This is a genomic window from Tissierella simiarum, assembly GCF_018917865.1.
GTDB lineage: Bacteria > Bacillota > Clostridia > Tissierellales > Tissierellaceae > Tissierella_C > Tissierella_C simiarum.
In genome coordinates, this window is sequence record NZ_JAHLPM010000005.1 from 26977 (window position 1) to 44254 (window position 17278).

Consider the following 17278-nt stretch of genomic DNA (forward strand, 5'->3'; position numbering starts at 1 on the left):
TTAATTATTATAAATAGTGGTATATATGGAATAAGTTTATTGTTAGGGGGGATTAATTATGTTAATGACAAATTTTCTAAAGAATAGAAGGTCTGTAAGGGAATTTAAGAATAAAAAGGTAGATGTTAAGGTTTTAGAGAAAATTGATGAATACTTAAAAGAGCTAGAAAATCAAGAGGGGAGTAGAAGTATTTTATTTAATATATATAAAAATGGAGAAGATATTTATCGTAGCTTAAAGGGAATAGGTGGTTACTCTGGAGTAATGATAGAAAGTCCTCACTATATAGGTATAGAATTAGTAAATAATGAAGAAAGAGTTGCTATTTATAGCTCTTATTATATGGAAAAGTTAATTACTAAGTTAAACGACTTAGGAATAGCTACTTGTTGGATTAGCTTAATGGATGTGGATGATAATAAAAAGAAAGATATTCTTGGAAGTACAATTGGACAAACAAATTATCTTCTTGCTATTGGATATCCAAAACCCAAAAATCCATTTATAAATGAAGCTTTTAGTGAAAGACTTGGTATTGAAGAAATTGTATTCAATGAAGAGATAGAAAAGCCTATGGACATAGAAGAGTTGGAAGCTATGGGTTTAAGTGATTTATTTTATTATGTAAGATTTGCACCTTCTGCTTATAATAAGCAGCCTTGGAGGTTTCTAGTTGAAAGAGATAAAGTAACCTTGTTATTGGCTTATTCTAAGGAAGAAGATTTAAACTTAGCAGATGCAGGAATAATAATGTACTATTTTGAGGCTTTAGCAAGTTCTATAGGAATAAATAGTAAATGGGAATTAATTAATGGAGTTCATAAGACTAAAGAATGTCATTATAAATATATAGGAGAATTTAATTTATAAAAAAGCACTTTTAAAGTGCTTTTTTTGTTGACAAATATAAACAATGGGAATATAATATTATTGAACATATGAACAATTGCTCATATGTTCAATACAAAAAATGGGGGATAAGACTATGAAACGAATAGAATTAGAACTTAATGGTCTTAACTGCGCAGGATGTGCAGGAAAAATAGAAAGATTAACTAATGATATGGATGGAGTAGATGGTGCTACCTTAGACTTTGTAACAAAAAAATTAAAGGTAAATATAAAAGATGATAAAGAAGCAAATATCATCACTTCAGAAATAAAGAAAATTGTTAATAGGTTAGAGCCACATGTAGTTGTCGTTGACAAAACAGAGGTTGATCATCATAGACATAGTCATGATCATCACGACCATGATCATAGTCACTGTGATGGTAACTGCCATGGTCATGATCATGGTCATGGTCACGATCACAGCCACGATCATGGTGAAATTGGTAAAAAAGAGATTATAAAACTAATTATAGGTGGAATATTCTTTATATTACCATGGATACTTAAATTAGAAGGAACTACAAGATTGGCAGTTTATCTATTAAGCTATATTATAGTAGGTAGTGAAATAGTAGTTAGAGCAGTTGGTAACTTGTTTAGAGGGCAAGCTTTTGATGAACACTTTTTAATGACAGTAGCTACAATTGGAGCTTTTATAATTGGAGAATATCCTGAAGGAGTAGCGGTTATGTTGTTCTATCAAGTAGGAGAGATGTTCCAAGGAATGGCTGTTAATCATTCAAGAAAATCTATTACTTCTTTACTTGATATTAAACCAGATTATGCTAATTTAGAAAAGAACAATGAGGTAGTTATTGTAAATCCTAAAGATGTTCATATAGGAGATTATATTATTGTAAAACCTGGAGAGAAAGTACCTGTAGACGGAATTGTTGTAGAAGGAGAATCTTCTATGGACACTTCAAATATTACTGGTGAAAGTGTTCCAAGAAATGTCTATACAGGAGATACTGTTTTAAGTGGATTCGTAAATAACCAAGGGCTTTTGAAAGTTAAAGTAACAAAAGAGTTCGGAGAATCAACTGTATCTAAGATACTTGATTTAGTAGAAAATGCTTCAAGTAAAAAAGCTCCGATAGAAAATTTTATTACTAAGTTTGCTCGTTATTATACACCAGCAGTAGTGTTTATAGCGTTGATTATTGGGTTAATAATACCATTGATATTTGGATATGAATTAAGAGATTGGGCTTATAGAGCCTTTGCCTTTCTTGTAGTATCCTGTCCTTGTGCTCTAGTTATTTCAATTCCTTTAGGATTCTTTGGAGGAATAGGTGGAGCCTCAAAATCAGGAATTCTTATTAAAGGGGGAAACTATTTAGAAGCCTTGAATGATGTAGATACTGTGGTATTTGACAAGACAGGAACTATAACAAAAGGAACTTTTAAAGTAACAGAAGTAGAAAGCTATAAAGGATTTAGTAAGGAAGAAGTTTTAAAGTTAGCAGCCTACGGAGAGTCATATTCAAATCACCCAATAGGTAAATCTATTATGGAAGCTTATGGTAAGGATATTGATAAAAATATAATTAAAAATTATAAAGAGATAGCTGGAAAAGGTATTAAAGTAGAAATAAATAAAGAACAAGTTCTATTAGGTAATAAAAAATTGTTTGATGATGAAAAAATAAAAGTTAAAGAAATAGATTCTATAGGAACCGTAATTTATATAGGAAAAGATAATTCTCATATAGGAACAATTGTAGTAGCCGATGAGCTTAAAGATGGTGTAGTAGATCATATGAAAAAACTTAAAACTGTAGGGATTAAAGAAACTATAATGCTTTCAGGTGATAATAGTAAAACAGCAGAAAAAGTTGGGCAAATAGTTGGATTAGATAAGGTATATGGAAACCTATTACCTCAAGATAAAGTTAGTATCTTTGAAGAGATTATAAGTAAAAAAGGTGGTAAAGGTAAAGTTGCCTTTGTTGGAGATGGAGTAAATGATGCCCCAGTTCTTGCTAGAGCTGATATTGGTATAGCCATGGGAGGACTTGGTTCTGATGCAGCCATAGAAGCTTCTGATATAGTTATTATGACTGATGAAATTGGTAAGATTACTACTGGAATTAAAATAGCTAAAAATACGAAAAAAATAGTTACTCAAAATATTATATTAGCTTTAGGAGTAAAACTAATAGTATTAATTTTAGCTGCTATGGGTATAGCTACTATGTGGGAAGCAGTATTTGCAGATGTAGGAGTATCTATTATTGCTATATTAAACTCAATGAGAGCTTTAAAAGTAGAGGAATAAACTTATTCCTCTACTTTTTTGTAACTTATAGGAAAGTATAATTCCTTTAATATGCGATTGATATAAACGGGATTCAATGAAAGATTTTATAATTAAATTATTTTAATAGAAGCTTTTGCTTATTTTTACACATAAAATATGGTAAACTATATATGATAATTATATTAAGAGGTGGATTTATATTGAAGGGTCAGTTGAAAAGTGATGACAGAAGACATAATTATATAGTTTTAGCAGAAAACTTTTATTTAGATGATGAAATGGAGAAAGCTATTAAGTTCTATAGAAAAGCTTTAGAATTTAAAGGGGACAAGGAAGAAGATATAGAACTACTATATAATATAGCTCTTATATATGACGAAATAGACATGCCTTTAGAATCTTTGAAGACTTATGAAAGTATTATAAAAATAGATAATAATAAAGCTGGGGCTTTTTACGGTATAGCTATGATGTACGAAAGATTAGAAGAAAAAGAAAAGGCATTAGAATTTTACTTTAAAGCAACAGAAATAAATCCTACCTATGATAGAGCTTACTTTTATATCGCCAATATATTTGATGAACTTGGGAAGAAAGAAAAAGCTATTTATTATTATAACAAGGTACTAGAAATTACCCCAGATGATTATATAGCATATAATAATTTAGGATCCATATATGAGGAATTAAAAGATTATGAAAGAGCCTATGAAATGGTAAAAATAAGTATAAAATTAAATCCTAACTATTATAAATCTTTGTTCAATATGGGGGTAATATATAAAAAATTGAAGAAATATAATAAAGCTATAGAGTATTATGATAAAGCTATAGAGAAGAACAGAAGCTATTCTTATTCCTTTCTGAATAAATCAGTAATCTATATAGAACAAGGAAGGATAGAAGAATCTATAGAAGTTTTAACTAAAGGAATCGAATATAACCCTTATGCAGAAGATCTCTACTATAATAGAGCATGCTGTTATTCTAAATTAAATAAAATAGAATCTGCTATAATGGACTTAAGAAAAGCTATAGTTTTATATCCAAACATAATAGAATCAATAAAAAATGATGACGATTTTAAAAACTTATATAATAATAAAGACTTTTTAAGGTTAATTCAACAGAATACTAGGAATAATTTGAAATAGTATGATTTTTTTGTTATATATTATAATAAAGGAAGGGAAATTAATTTATGATTATACTTAAAACTCAACAAGAAATAGAAAATATGAAAAAAGCTGGAGAGCTATTAGCAAGTGTTCATAAAGAAATAGCTAAAATTATCAAGCCAGGTATATCTACTATGGAAATCGATAAATTTGTGGAAGATTATTTAAAAAAACATAATGCTTATCCTGAACAAAAAGGTTATCATGGATATGCTTATGCTACTTGTGCCTCTATTAATGATGAAATATGCCACGGATATCCTAGAAAAGAACCACTTAAGTCTGGAGATATAGTAACTATTGACATGGTAGTAAATTTGGATGGATGGTTAGCTGATTCAGCTTGGAGCTATGGGGTAGGAGAAATTTCTGAAGAGGCTAAAAAGTTATTGGAGATAACTAAGAAATCTCTTTACATAGGTATAGAGCAAGCAATTGTTGGAAATAGAATTGGAGACATTTCTCATGCAATTCAAACCTATGTAGAATCTCAAGGATTTTCTGTAGTAAGGGATTTTGTTGGTCATGGAATAGGAAAGGATATGCATGAAGATCCGCAAGTACCTCACTTTGGAAGACCTGGGAGAGGACCGAGATTAACGGAAGGTATGGTTATTACTATCGAACCAATGGTTAATGTAGGTACTTATCATTTAACTATTGATGATAATGAGTGGACAGCAAGAACTGCTGACGGAAAGTTATCAGCTCAATATGAACATACTTTAGCTATTACTAAAGATGGACCTATAGTTTTAACAGAACAAGGAAACTCCCAAGGATAGGGAGTTTTTTTGTAATGCATAGAAAATATAAATCCTTTCAACTAAAAAAGATTATGGAAGTTTTGTTATAATGGACTTTTAAAATATACGGGGAATAGATTATATAGATGACTAATCTAGGAAGGTGTGTATTATGGCAAAAATAGAAGATAAGTATTTAGTGGTCATTTCTTTTGATTCCTTAGGTAGTGAAGATTTAGAAGAACTTAAAAACTTACCTAACTTTAAGTATGTAATGAGCAATGGTGCCTTGATTACAAAAGTAAAAAGTATATATCCTACGTTAACTTATCCAATACATACTACTTTGATTACAGGAAGGTATCCAAAGGATCACGGAATAGTAAATAATACACTAATTCAGCCAGGAAGACAATCCCCCGATTGGTATTGGTATGAAAAATATATTAAAGGTGAAACTTTGCTTAAATTAGCTAAAAAAAAGGGATATAAGACTGCTTCCTTATTGTGGCCTGTGACAGCTAAAGGAAATATAGACTATAACTTACCAGAGATTTTTCCAAATAGACCTTGGAAAAAGCAAATAGTAACTTCATTAACTGCAGGTTCACCTTTAATGCTTATGAATTTACAAAGAAAGTTTGGATATATAAGAAAAGGTCTGCATCAGCCAGCTTTGGATATGTTTGCTAGTTATTCTGCTTCCTATATAATCGAAAAGCATAAACCTAACTTAACGATGATTCATTTTACTGACGTAGATATCAATAGACATATTTATGGATACAATTCAAAGGAAGCAAAAATGGCTTTAAAAAGATATGACAAAAGACTTGGTGAAATAATTACTGCTTTAAAAAAAGCGGAATTATGGAATAAGTGTACTTTAGTAGCTTTAAGTGATCATAGTCAAATAGATGTATCTAAAAGTATTAGACTAAATATTTTATTTAAGGATGTTGGACTAATAGAAGTAGATGAGAAAGGTAATATATCTAATTGGAAAGCTTACTTAAAAACTTGTGAAGGCAGTAGTTATATTTATTTAAAAGATAAAGAAGATTCTGTAGTGAAAAATAAAGTGATGAATGTATTGAAAGAATTTATGGAAAATAATAGGTCCGGTATAGAGACTATTTATTCTGCTAAAGAAGCAGAAACATTAGGAGCGGATCCCAATTGTTTTTTAATGTTAGAAGCGAAAAGGGGATACCATTTTGTGGAATTCATAGAAGGACAAATCATAGATGAGCCTAGAAATGAGTTAAAAGCTTGTCACGGGTATAGCCCGGATAAAAATAAATATGAAACAATATTCATGGCCTATGGCGTTGGAGTAAAGAAAAGTGTTATAATAGAAAATGAGCATATTATAAATGTGGCACCAACTTTAGCAAAATTTTTAGATATGGAATTTGAAGAAACTACAGGAAGGATTATAGAAGAAATATTTAATGAGTGAAATGCTACATAATACAAAAGATACAAGGGGGAAATAAAATTGAAAAAGACAGTTTTTGTTAGTTCTATAGTAGCCTCTATAATTGCATTAGGATTTCCTTCCTTTGCAAACGAGAGTTATAATTTTGTTGATTTGCCAAAGGAACACTGGGCTACAGAAGCGGCATATAAACTTGCAGAATTAAATGTTGTAAAAGGTATAGACGAAAATACTTTTGGTTTAGGCCAAGAAATTAATAAAGGTGAATTTAATAACTGGATTAATAAAGTTCTTTACAAAGATGTTGAGATAAAAGAGGTGGAAGATAAAACTATCTTAACTAGAGAAGAAATGGCTAAGATAGTAATTGAAAAGTTAGGTTATAGTGAATTAGCTAATATCATTAAAGATAATACGAATATATTTAATGATGTAAATGAAAATTATCAATATATTATGATGGTAAATGATATGGGTATTATAACAGGATCAAATAATAAGTTTAATCCTAAAAATCCTGTGACTAAGGAGCAGGCAGTAGTAGTTTTGTCAAGAATCTATGAGAGAATAAATAGTAGCATAAAGGATTTACATGGTTTTTATGCTATAAAATCTTATGAGCAAAAAGATATGATTAAAGGTTTTTCTTCTGTTGGTTTTGGATGGAGTAAATTAGAGCAGGATAAAGACGGAAAAATTATATTAAATACTAGTAAAGCAAATAATAACATATTCAGTATACCTGAAGGATATTCAGAGCCTCTTAATATAGCTGTAGATAATAAAATAAATAGTCAATTAATGGTTTTTCTAGATAATAATGAGTTAGAAGAAAAGATATTTTTTGATGAAAGTATAAGAAAAGATGTTATAAATCGAATTGTAAATAGCTTAAATAATGATGCTACTATGACCTTTAGTGGAGTGATAATAGATTTTGAAGGTATGAAAGGTGAAAAGCTTAGAGAAGGTTTTAATTTATTTTTATCTCAATTAAAGGATGAATTAATTAAAAATGAAAAATCATTGGTTGTTGCAGTTCATCCTAGAACTAAACCTGGTACTAGCTATTACGATGGATATGATTTTAAACATATTGGTGATGTTGCAGATAAGATTATACTTATGGCACATGATTATTATCCAAAAAAACTTACTAAAGAAGACCAAGATAGGGGATATACTATAACACCATTGACACCAATAAATGACATATATTATGCTTTGAAATATATAACAGATAAGAATACAGGAGTAAAAGATTTAGATAAAATTTTATTACAAATTTCTTTTGATTCTGTGCAGTGGAAGTTGAAGGATGGAAAAGTTCTAAATGACAAGCCTTATAGTCCTGCCTATGATCTAATAAGAAAAAGACTTATTGAGGATTCACAAGTAGAGAAATATTATAGTTACGGAAATCCTTATATTAAGTTTAAAAACCTTGAAGATGGAACTGATAATATTGTTTGGTATGAAAATGAACGGAGTATAAAAGAAAAGATAAATCTTTCAAAGATATTTGGTATTAAGGGTGTGTCTCTTTGGAGATTAGGGAATATACCTGATTTTCAAGATCCAGATATTGAATTAAACATATGGAATGAACTGTTAAACATGAAAGGGGAAGGTAAATGATAAAGGTTTTAATAGTAGATGACCAAAGCTTAATAAGAGAAGGTCTTACTATGATGTTGAACCTTTATGATAATGTATTCATAATTGGAGAAGCTGCTAACGGAGAAGATGCTATAAAAATTTTAGATACTCAAGAGGTCGATGTAATATTAATGGATATAAGAATGCCTATAATGGATGGAGTAGAAGCTACAAGAATAATTAAAGAAAAATATCCAAAAGTAAAAGTGCTAATACTAACAACCTTTAATGAAGATGAATATATATTTGAAGGTTTAAAAAATGGAGCAGATGGTTATTTACTTAAAGACATAGGTTCAGAAGAATTGGTTAAAGGAATACAAACGGTCTATGAAGGAAATGTACTTTTACAGCCGGAAGTAGCTAAAAAAATGGTTGGAGCTATGGGGCGGAAAAAACATGATAATAAGAATATTTTTAAAGAATTAACCAAAAGAGAATATGAAATAGCATTATTAGTAGGGCAAGGGAAAAGTAATAAAGAAATTGGACAAACTCTTTTTATAACTGAAGGAACGGTAAAGAATCATTTAACTAAGATATTAGATAAGCTAAAATTAAGAGATAGAACTCAATTAGCATTATTAGTTAAAAGTTTAGATAAATAGCTGTGTTATCACAGCTATTTTTTATATATGTTATAAATTATAGGGTTTTACAAATAGATCAAAGAATTTCTATAACAAAGTTTTACATAAAAACATTAAAAATAAAGGAAAAAATGAAATCATGTAGAAATATTCTCTAAGGTGATATAGATATGGGAAAACTTAATAAGTATAATTTTTATTCATATATAGCTTTACGAATTTTAATAGCACTGGATATCATTTATAGGTGTAGAAGCAATATAACTAATCTTTTAATCTTCCTTGGCTTGTTTTTACTTATAATAGTTAATGATAATCTAAGGATAAATTATTTTTATAAAGATGTGAAGAAATATTATTTATCCTTATTTCTATCTATGATAATAAGCATAATATTAGCCTTCAATATACATGGATATATAGATGTATACATATATATGAGTTTTTATGAATTAATTTTATATACTGAGGGAAGGATTTCCCAATTATTTGTTGGTCTAGAAATAGCATTATTTTTACTTTTACTCATATTCAGAACTATATCTGGAGAAGAAATAAGGAATATAGAGTTTTGGAAGGAAAGCTTAATAGATATTTTAATGATACTTCTTGGATTATTTTTTTATTTAATTAGTTTATTTACATATAAAGCTTTAAGAAAAGAGAAAAAAGAAGTAGAGAGATTGAACGAAGAATTAGAGCTATCTTATAATAAACTAAAGGAACAATCAGAAAAGATCGAAGAATTAACCATAACTAAAGAAAGAAATAGGGTAGCAGGAGAAATTCACGACAATCTAGGACATAGTCTTGTGGCTTTAAATATGAATTTAGATGTGATAGAAAAAATTATAGATAGAGACATTGTTAAAGCTAAACAGCTAATTAACAAATCTCATATATTAACAAAGGAAAGTATGGAGAAATTAAGGAAAGCTGTATATGCCTTAAAGGAAGAGGGTTCTAGTACTCTAATAGACTCTATAGAAAGAATGGCTGCTAATATTGAAGGTACAGGGGAAGTTAAAGTCATATTAAATGTAGATGAGAAAGTGGAAGATTTGTTGCCAGAATATAAAAATATTATATATATTTCTATAAAAGAAGCTTTAACCAATAGTATAAAGCATGGTGAAGCTAAGGAAATAAGTATAAATATAAAATTAGGGAAAAATAAAATATTTATAAGCATTGAAGATAATGGCTTAGGTTGCAATAGTTTAGTAAAGGGAAATGGTCTAATAGGTATAGAAGATAGGATAAATAAATTTGGAGGAGATGTAACTTATAGTGATAAAGATAAGAAAGGCTTTAAAATGGATTTAAGTTTACCAATATAGAGAGGGATATTTTCAAAAAGAAATTTAAATTATTATTAGGAGATGAAATTATGAATATTAGAAAATATAGGGAAGACGAAATAGAAGAATTAGTTGAATTATGGTATGATGTATCTATTAAAGCTCATAGTTTTATAAGTGATGACTATTGGAGAGCAGGAAAAAAAGATATGAGAGAAAAATATATACCTATGTCTGATACTTATGTTATAGAAAATAATGAAGAAATAATTGGATTTGTTTCCATGGTTGATGATTATTTAGCTGCTATTTTTATAGGTACTAATTATCAAAATAAAGGTTATGGAAACAAGTTATTAGATTATATAAAAATGAAAAAAGATTATATAGAACTTAGAGTATATAAAAAGAATGAAAAAACGGTTAAATTTTATTTAAAAAATGATTTTTATATACAAGAAGAATCCATAGATAAACTGACAGGAGAAGAAGAATTTTTAATGGTATGGAATAAGGAAATATAAAAAATTTGTTGAATAGAAATAATCTTTTTATAACGAATAGGAAAGTTCTACTTTTTCTTTTTTTAATGTAGGAACTTGTTCTGACCTAAATGAGTTTCAAAAAAGGCTACCTTAAAATGTTTCTTTAGAAGCCTTTTTTATATTTAGAATTGAAGATATTATGAAATTAGGAGACAATACAATGCAAAAATTAAATAATAATTGGAAAATTTTATCTCCAATAATACCAGAAGGATTAAATAATTTAGATATTTGTAATAGCTATATTGAGGACGATGACTATTTTAATATGGGGGTTATTAGTGATTGTTCTTTTGATAATCAAAAAGCAGAGCATGTGAGTTTTGAACAAATTATTTTTAAAAATGTTATATTCAATGAAATATCTTTTAAATTTCTTGAGCTTACAGATGTAAAATTTATAAATTGTGAACTATCTAATATAGATTTAAGAGGAGCAATTATTCATAGAACAGAAATGATAGATTGTAAGATGATAGGGACAAATTTAAGTGAAGGTACTTTACGTAATGTAATGTTTGATAATTGCAATTGTAGTTATGGATTTTTTAGATTTTCAGATTTAAAACAGGTGAGTTTTACAAACTGCTTATTGAACAATTCTGATTTTCAAAACTCTAATTTTAATAAAGTTAATTTTTCAAAGGTCGATTTGAAACATGCTCAAATGTCAGGAACAAAATTAAAAGATATTGATTTAAGTAATTGTGATATAGAGGGAATAGGGGTTAGAATAGAGGATTTACATGGAGCTATTATTTCACCTATGCAAGCAGTTTTCTTTTCTAAGCTATTAGGACTCGTTATTAAAGAATAAAATATAAATTATATAAATTTCAAGGAAGGTGAATATGGTGGTAAAATTATGGTATTAACTCCTTAAAATAAATTCAATATAAGGAGTGATAGTTAATGGAGAAAATAATATATAAATATGATAAAATTATAGATAAAGAAAAGATTCTAAACTTATATAACGATGCAGGTTGGACAAATTATACTAAAGATGAAGAAAGATTAATTAAGGCTATAGAAAATTCTTTAATGGTAATTTCAGCTTGGGAAGAAGATAATCTAGTAGGCTTAATAAGAATTATTGGTGACGGTGAAACTATTATTTATATTCAAGATATATTGGTTCTAGAATCTTATAAAAGAAAAGGAATTGGTTCAAATTTTCTCAGAAATATATTAGATAAATATAATCATGTAAGACAAAAAGTATTGTTAACAGACGATTCAGAGGAAACTAGAGGATTTTATGAAGCTAATGGATTTTTTTCTTGTGATAAAGGTGAACTTGTAGCTTTTGTAAAGTTTTAAATAGAATAACACCCCTATGTAATTAATTGATTACATAGGGGTTTCTTAATATGGGATACTATATATAAAATCTTTATAATGACTTAAGAAATAATTAATAAATGTTAGATAAAAATAGTTTATAATCAGAAGTAATAGAAAAAATAGATTTAATGCTAGAAAAATCTTTGAAAATATTCACAAGCCATAAAAATATAATTTAAATGGAGGCTACTTCAGATGAAATATTATACAATTTTAATAGAACATTGAAAAAATTCAAGACTATTGGTATACTGAACCCATGCTTAGGTTATATTTTAGATATTTAGAAAGGTTATGATAATATGGAAAAAGAGAAGATTTTAATTGTGGAAGATGAAAAAGAAATTGCAAACTTAATAGAAATTTATCTATCTAATGACGGTTATCGAGTATTAAAGGCATTTAACGGAAAAGATGCCTTAGATATTTTAAGTAAGGAATTAGTCCATCTTGTTATTTTAGATATTATGATGCCCGGTATTGATGGATTAGAAGTGTGCAGAAGGATTAGACAAGATAAAAATATTCCTATCTTAATGCTTAGTGCTAAATCAGAAGATATGGATAAAATCATGGGATTAAGTACAGGGGCTGATGATTATTTGACCAAACCCTTTAATCCTTTGGAATTAATGGCTAGAGTTAAATCTCAGTTAAGAAGATATTTATATTTAAATCCTAAAAGTACAGAAAATATTAGTAATGGTATTATTAATATTAATGGATTAATTATTGATGAGAAAAGTCATGAGGTAACACTATATGATAAATTAATAAACTTAACTCCAACTGAATTTGATATACTCTTACTTTTAGCCAAAAATAAAGGAACTGTTTTTAGTGCTGAAGAAATATTTAGAAGGGTTTGGAAAGAAAAATATTTTGAAGGTAATAACACTGTAATGGTTCATATTCGAAGAATTAGAGAAAAAATTGAAGATAATCCAAGAGAACCAATAATCATTAAGACAGTTTGGGGAGTGGGTTATAAGATTGAAGAATAGAGAACATAAAGGTATCAGATGGAAGATTATTTTATTATTTATATTAAGTATAGTAGCTTCTATTATAACAGTTTTTATATTGCTACTATTTGCTTTTAATTCAGCTAATTATCCTATCCCTAGAAAGATTTTAAAGGGATTAGATATGACCATTGGAAGGGCTCCTATTGTTGTTGTTACAGGGCTGATATTATTTATAATGTTTTTCTTTATATTTACGCAAAAGCGCATACGTTATTTAGAGGATATAAATATGGTGTTAAAAAAAATTGCACAAGGTAATTTAGAAGCTAAAATACCTATTGAATCTAATGATGAGTTAGGACAATTGGCTGAGAATATTAATTTTATGGCAGAACAATTAAAAACTTCTATAGAGGAGGAACGAAAGGCTGAAAAAATGAAAAATGAACTTATAACTAATGTATCTCATGACCTGCGAACACCTCTTACTTCAATTATTGGATATTTAGGCTTGGTTGCAAATGATAATTATAAGGATGAATTGACATTAAGATATTACGTCGATATTGCCTATAGTAAATCTTTAACTTTAAAAAAGTTAATTGATGAGTTATTTGAATTTACTAAGATTAGTTATGGTGGTATAAAGTTAAATTTAGAGAAAATAGACTTAGGACAATTATTAGAACAATTAGTTGAAGAATTTGTTCCCATACTGAATGAAGCTGAAATGGAATATAGGTTAACATCTTCTAAGGAAAAATTGTTTATTGAAGGAGATGGAAGTTTATTAGTAAGGGTTTTTGAAAATTTACTATCTAATGCTATACGTTATGGTAAGGAAGGAAAATATGTAGATATAAATATAAAAAGTGAAAAGGATAAGGCTGTAATCAGCATTATTAACTATGGAGAAACTATTTCAGAAATGGATTTACCCTATATTTTTGACAGATTTTACAAAGTAGATAAATCTCGTTCTCAAGATAGGGAAGGTACTGGGTTAGGTTTGGCCATTGCTAAAAACATTATTGAGCTTCATGGAGGAGAAATTGCTGTTTATAGTAAGAATGGAAGAACTGAGTTTCAAGTTAAATTATAGAATATAAATTTATTACTAAAGACATCTATATTATGATGTCTTTTTTTCTTGACTTCTTACCTTTATTTTGATAGAATTCACCTTACGTCTAAAAAAAGAAGGGGGGATTAATTTGGATATTGTAGCCAATGAACTGTCCAAAGTATATAAAATACCTAAAAGAAAAGCAGGTATAATGAATGGTTTAAAAAGTATGGTACATAGGGAATATGAAGAAATAGTGGCATTAAATAAGGTATCCTTTGAAATAGGAAAAGGAGAGCTTGTGGGATATATTGGACCTAATGGAGCTGGAAAATCTACTTCAATTAAAATACTAAGTGGTATATTAACTCCAGATTCAGGAGAGTGCAAGGTTTTAGATAAAATTCCATATAAAGATAGAATTAATTATGTAAAAAATATAGGGGTAGTGTTTGGCCAAAGAACTCAGCTATGGTGGGACTTACCAGTAATAGATTCCTTTGAATTATTAAAGGATATTTATAAGATTCGTTTTGGGGACTATGTAAAAATGAAAAAGGAGCTTATAAAGTGGCTAAATTTAGAAAGCTTTATAAATACTCCTGTAAGACAGTTGAGTCTAGGGCAAAAGATGAGATGTGAATTAGCTGCTTCATTACTCCATTCTCCTTCAATACTATTTCTTGATGAACCTACTATAGGATTAGATGCCATTTCTAAATTAGCTGTTAGAGAATTTATAAAAAAGTTAAATAAGGAAAGAGGCGTCACAGTTATTCTTACAACCCATGATATGGATGATATCGAAACTTTATGTGATAGAGTAATTGTAATAGGGAAAGGAGAAATTCTTTCTGATGGTTCTTTAAAATCTCTTAGAAATAGAGTTTCTAATGAAAGAAGATTGATTTTAGATTTTGAACAAGGCAAAAATACCTTTTCTATAGAAGGAGCTACTTTGGTAAGAGAAGAAAAAAACAGACTTATCATTGATTTCAATCCAGATATAATAACTCCAGCCAATTTAATCACTGCTTTATCCACTAAATATAAAATAAAAGATATTTTAATAGAAAATCCTCCTATTGAAGAAGTTATTGCACAGTTGTATGAGGAGTTGAAAATATGAAAGCATATTTATCTATTATTAAAATTAGATTTAATCTGTTACTTCAATATAGGATTGCTGCCTTTGCAGGCATAGTTACTCAATTTTTCTTTGGGATCATTAGAGTTATGGTTTTCTATGGATTTTATAGTTCTACCACTGGATCTGTTCCCATTGACTATAAAGTTGCTATTTCTTATATATGGTTAGGTCAAGCTATGCTTGGAATGATTCCTTGGAATGGAGATAGTGAAATTCAAGACTTAATAAGAACTGGAAATGTAACCTATGAACTTGTAAGACCTATGAATTTATATAATTATTGGCTTGCCAGGGCGTTTGCTTTAAGAGCTGCACCAACATTCCTTAAATCCATTCCTTTATTTATTATTGCATTATTATTACCAAAGGAGTACAGAATGGAATTGCCACCAAATATTCTGTCTGTCATAGGATGGATAGTAACTACTTTTGGTGCATTAATGATTTCTTGTACTATAACAAATATTATCAATATAACTACTCTCTATTCTATTTCAGGTGATGGTATACAAAGATTATTATCAGCTATTGTTACATTATTTTCTGGAATGATAGTACCTTTACCACTTTTTCCAGATAGATTAAAACAAATATTAAGTTATCTGCCTTTTAGTGGATTAGTAGATATACCAGCTAGATTTTTTACTGGGAAAATTATTTTTAATCAGTTGCCTAAATATTTTTCTTTTCAGATTATATGGGCTATCTTACTTTATGGTCTAGGTCAATGGATTTTAAATAGAAAGCTAAAAGACTTAATAGTACAAGGAGGGTAAATATGGATAGCATAAAGCTATATTTTAAATATCTTAAGCTAAATATAGAATCTCAGCTTCAATATAAAGCCTCTTTTATAATGATGTCCATAGGTCATTTTCTAATAACTTTTATAGATTTTCTTGGAATATGGGTATTGTTTCAACGGTTTGGAAGTCTTAAGGGTTTTACTTTTCCTGAAGCTGCTTTATTTTACGGAATAGTTCACATTGCTTTCTCTATTACAGAAGCTTGGACAAGAGGATTTGATACTTTTCATAAATTAGTTAGGATAGGAGATTTTGATAGAATACTTCTTAGACCGAGAACTACAGTTTTACAGATTTTAGGGCACGACTTTCAAATAATGAGGGTAGGAAGATTTGCTCAAGGTCTTGTAGTACTTATATGGGCAGTTAAAACATTAAATGTAAAATGGACTTTTGGAAAAACTTTATTATTAATTGGATCTATTATTGGGGGAAATTTTTTATTTTCTGGACTTATAGTACTTCAAGCCACTTTATCATTCTGGTCTGTACAAAGTCTAGAGATAGTAAACTCTTTTACATATGGTGGAGTAGAAGCAGCTCAGTATCCTATATCCATATATAAATCTTGGTTTAGAAAAATATTGATTTATGTAATTCCTTTAGCTACAATTAATTATTTTCCTGTAATAAGTATACTAGGAAAGACTGATTCTCTAAATTATCCTAGCTGGATGGGATGGGTATCCCCCTTCTTTGGGTTTATATTTTTTATATTATCTTTGCAAATATGGAAAATTGGGGTAAAACATTATACTTCTACTGGAAGTTAATTTGAGAAATATAGAATAAACATTATATATTCATGCAATCAATTATTGAACAAAAATAATAACTTCCTCTTTTAGGTTTACCTTTTACTGAAAGAGGAGGTTATTATTTAAGACTATTAATTTTTCTTGCAGCTATTACATCTACACCAGTATTTAGAATATTTTTAATTATAATATCTCCTTTATTGATAGGAGCAGTAACTTCTGTTTCTCTTATAATCTCCATACATTTATCGACTAAGTTTTCAGGAATAACATCACTAGTTTTAACAGGTAACCTACTCATAGGACCATTATTTAAAATAACTCTACCAGTTAAAATTCTTGAAGGCTCAATGATCTCCTTTATACCAAATTCTACGCCTCTATTACAGTTATTTCCTTCTATTTTATATCCGTAAGGTTCATTACTATCCTTAGATATAATGAGTTTACAACCAACAGGACATACTTTACAAGTTAGCCTATGTTTATCCATATTAACCACCTCTATTGCTAAAAACATTACATCTATTATATCACAATATTATAAAATGCTAAGGAAAATTCT

General features: G+C 28.5%; 17 protein-coding genes. 16 read left to right on the forward strand and 1 reads right to left on the reverse strand.

The window, feature by feature from the left end; genetic code table 11:
- The first annotated feature begins 58 nt into the window (after positions 1-58).
- The 16 genes from KQI42_RS07265 to KQI42_RS07340 all read left to right on the forward strand — a co-directional run bounded on the left by KQI42_RS07265 (position 59) and on the right by KQI42_RS07340 (position 16728).
- On the forward strand, positions 59-871 hold the full coding sequence (locus KQI42_RS07265) for a nitroreductase family protein (protein ID WP_216518299.1): 813 nt from the start codon (positions 59-61) through the stop codon (positions 869-871).
- A 115-nt stretch (positions 872-986) separates the two neighbouring features.
- Positions 987-3176, forward strand: a complete 2190-nt coding sequence (locus tag KQI42_RS07270) for a heavy metal translocating P-type ATPase (RefSeq protein ID WP_216518301.1) — start codon at positions 987-989, stop codon at positions 3174-3176.
- A 182-nt stretch (positions 3177-3358) separates the two neighbouring features.
- Positions 3359-4312: a tetratricopeptide repeat protein gene (locus KQI42_RS07275; RefSeq protein WP_216518303.1), complete on the forward strand. Its 954-nt coding sequence runs from the start codon at positions 3359-3361 to the stop codon at positions 4310-4312.
- A gap of 47 nt (positions 4313-4359) precedes the next feature.
- Complete coding sequence (gene map, locus KQI42_RS07280) at positions 4360-5121, forward strand: type I methionyl aminopeptidase (RefSeq protein ID WP_216518305.1); 762 nt, start codon at positions 4360-4362, stop codon at positions 5119-5121.
- Between the two features lie 133 nt (positions 5122-5254).
- On the forward strand, positions 5255-6544 hold the full coding sequence (locus KQI42_RS07285) for an alkaline phosphatase family protein (protein ID WP_216518307.1): 1290 nt from the start codon (positions 5255-5257) through the stop codon (positions 6542-6544).
- A gap of 39 nt (positions 6545-6583) precedes the next feature.
- Positions 6584-8161, forward strand: coding sequence for a glycosyl hydrolase family 18 protein (locus KQI42_RS07290; RefSeq protein ID WP_216518309.1), 1578 nt, complete (start codon positions 6584-6586; stop codon positions 8159-8161).
- Positions 8158-8790 (forward strand): response regulator transcription factor, encoded by a 633-nt coding sequence (locus KQI42_RS07295; protein ID WP_216518312.1) that lies wholly within the window; start codon positions 8158-8160, stop codon positions 8788-8790. Before KQI42_RS07290 ends, KQI42_RS07295 begins: the two co-directional genes overlap by 4 nt.
- A gap of 152 nt (positions 8791-8942) precedes the next feature.
- Positions 8943-10112: a sensor histidine kinase gene (locus KQI42_RS07300; protein WP_216518314.1), complete on the forward strand. Its 1170-nt coding sequence runs from the start codon at positions 8943-8945 to the stop codon at positions 10110-10112.
- A 50-nt stretch (positions 10113-10162) separates the two neighbouring features.
- On the forward strand, positions 10163-10597 hold the full coding sequence (locus KQI42_RS07305) for a GNAT family N-acetyltransferase (protein ID WP_216518316.1): 435 nt from the start codon (positions 10163-10165) through the stop codon (positions 10595-10597).
- A 181-nt stretch (positions 10598-10778) separates the two neighbouring features.
- Positions 10779-11435, forward strand: a complete 657-nt coding sequence (locus KQI42_RS07310) for a pentapeptide repeat-containing protein (RefSeq protein WP_216518318.1) — start codon at positions 10779-10781, stop codon at positions 11433-11435.
- Between the two features lie 95 nt (positions 11436-11530).
- Entirely contained in the window at positions 11531-11941 is a 411-nt protein-coding gene (locus KQI42_RS07315) for a GNAT family N-acetyltransferase (protein ID WP_246566230.1), read from the forward strand.
- A gap of 326 nt (positions 11942-12267) precedes the next feature.
- Complete coding sequence (locus tag KQI42_RS07320) at positions 12268-12969, forward strand: response regulator transcription factor (RefSeq protein WP_216518320.1); 702 nt, start codon at positions 12268-12270, stop codon at positions 12967-12969.
- Positions 12959-14035 (forward strand): sensor histidine kinase, encoded by a 1077-nt coding sequence (locus tag KQI42_RS07325; protein ID WP_216518322.1) that lies wholly within the window; start codon positions 12959-12961, stop codon positions 14033-14035. Before KQI42_RS07320 ends, KQI42_RS07325 begins: the two co-directional genes overlap by 11 nt.
- 112 nt (positions 14036-14147) lie before the next feature.
- Positions 14148-15128: an ABC transporter ATP-binding protein gene (locus KQI42_RS07330; protein WP_216518324.1), complete on the forward strand. Its 981-nt coding sequence runs from the start codon at positions 14148-14150 to the stop codon at positions 15126-15128.
- Entirely contained in the window at positions 15125-15925 is an 801-nt protein-coding gene (locus tag KQI42_RS07335) for an ABC transporter permease (protein WP_216518326.1), read from the forward strand. The genes KQI42_RS07330 and KQI42_RS07335 overlap by 4 nt, the downstream gene beginning before the upstream one ends.
- A gap of 2 nt (positions 15926-15927) precedes the next feature.
- On the forward strand, positions 15928-16728 hold the full coding sequence (locus tag KQI42_RS07340; RefSeq protein ID WP_216518329.1) for an ABC transporter permease: 801 nt from the start codon (positions 15928-15930) through the stop codon (positions 16726-16728).
- A gap of 103 nt (positions 16729-16831) precedes the next feature.
- Here KQI42_RS07340 and KQI42_RS07345 read toward each other — a convergent pair whose 3' ends face one another.
- A complete protein-coding gene (locus KQI42_RS07345) occupies positions 16832-17206 on the reverse strand; it encodes a DUF1667 domain-containing protein (protein ID WP_216518330.1) in 375 nt (124 codons plus the stop codon).
- Positions 17207-17278 lie beyond the last annotated feature (72 nt).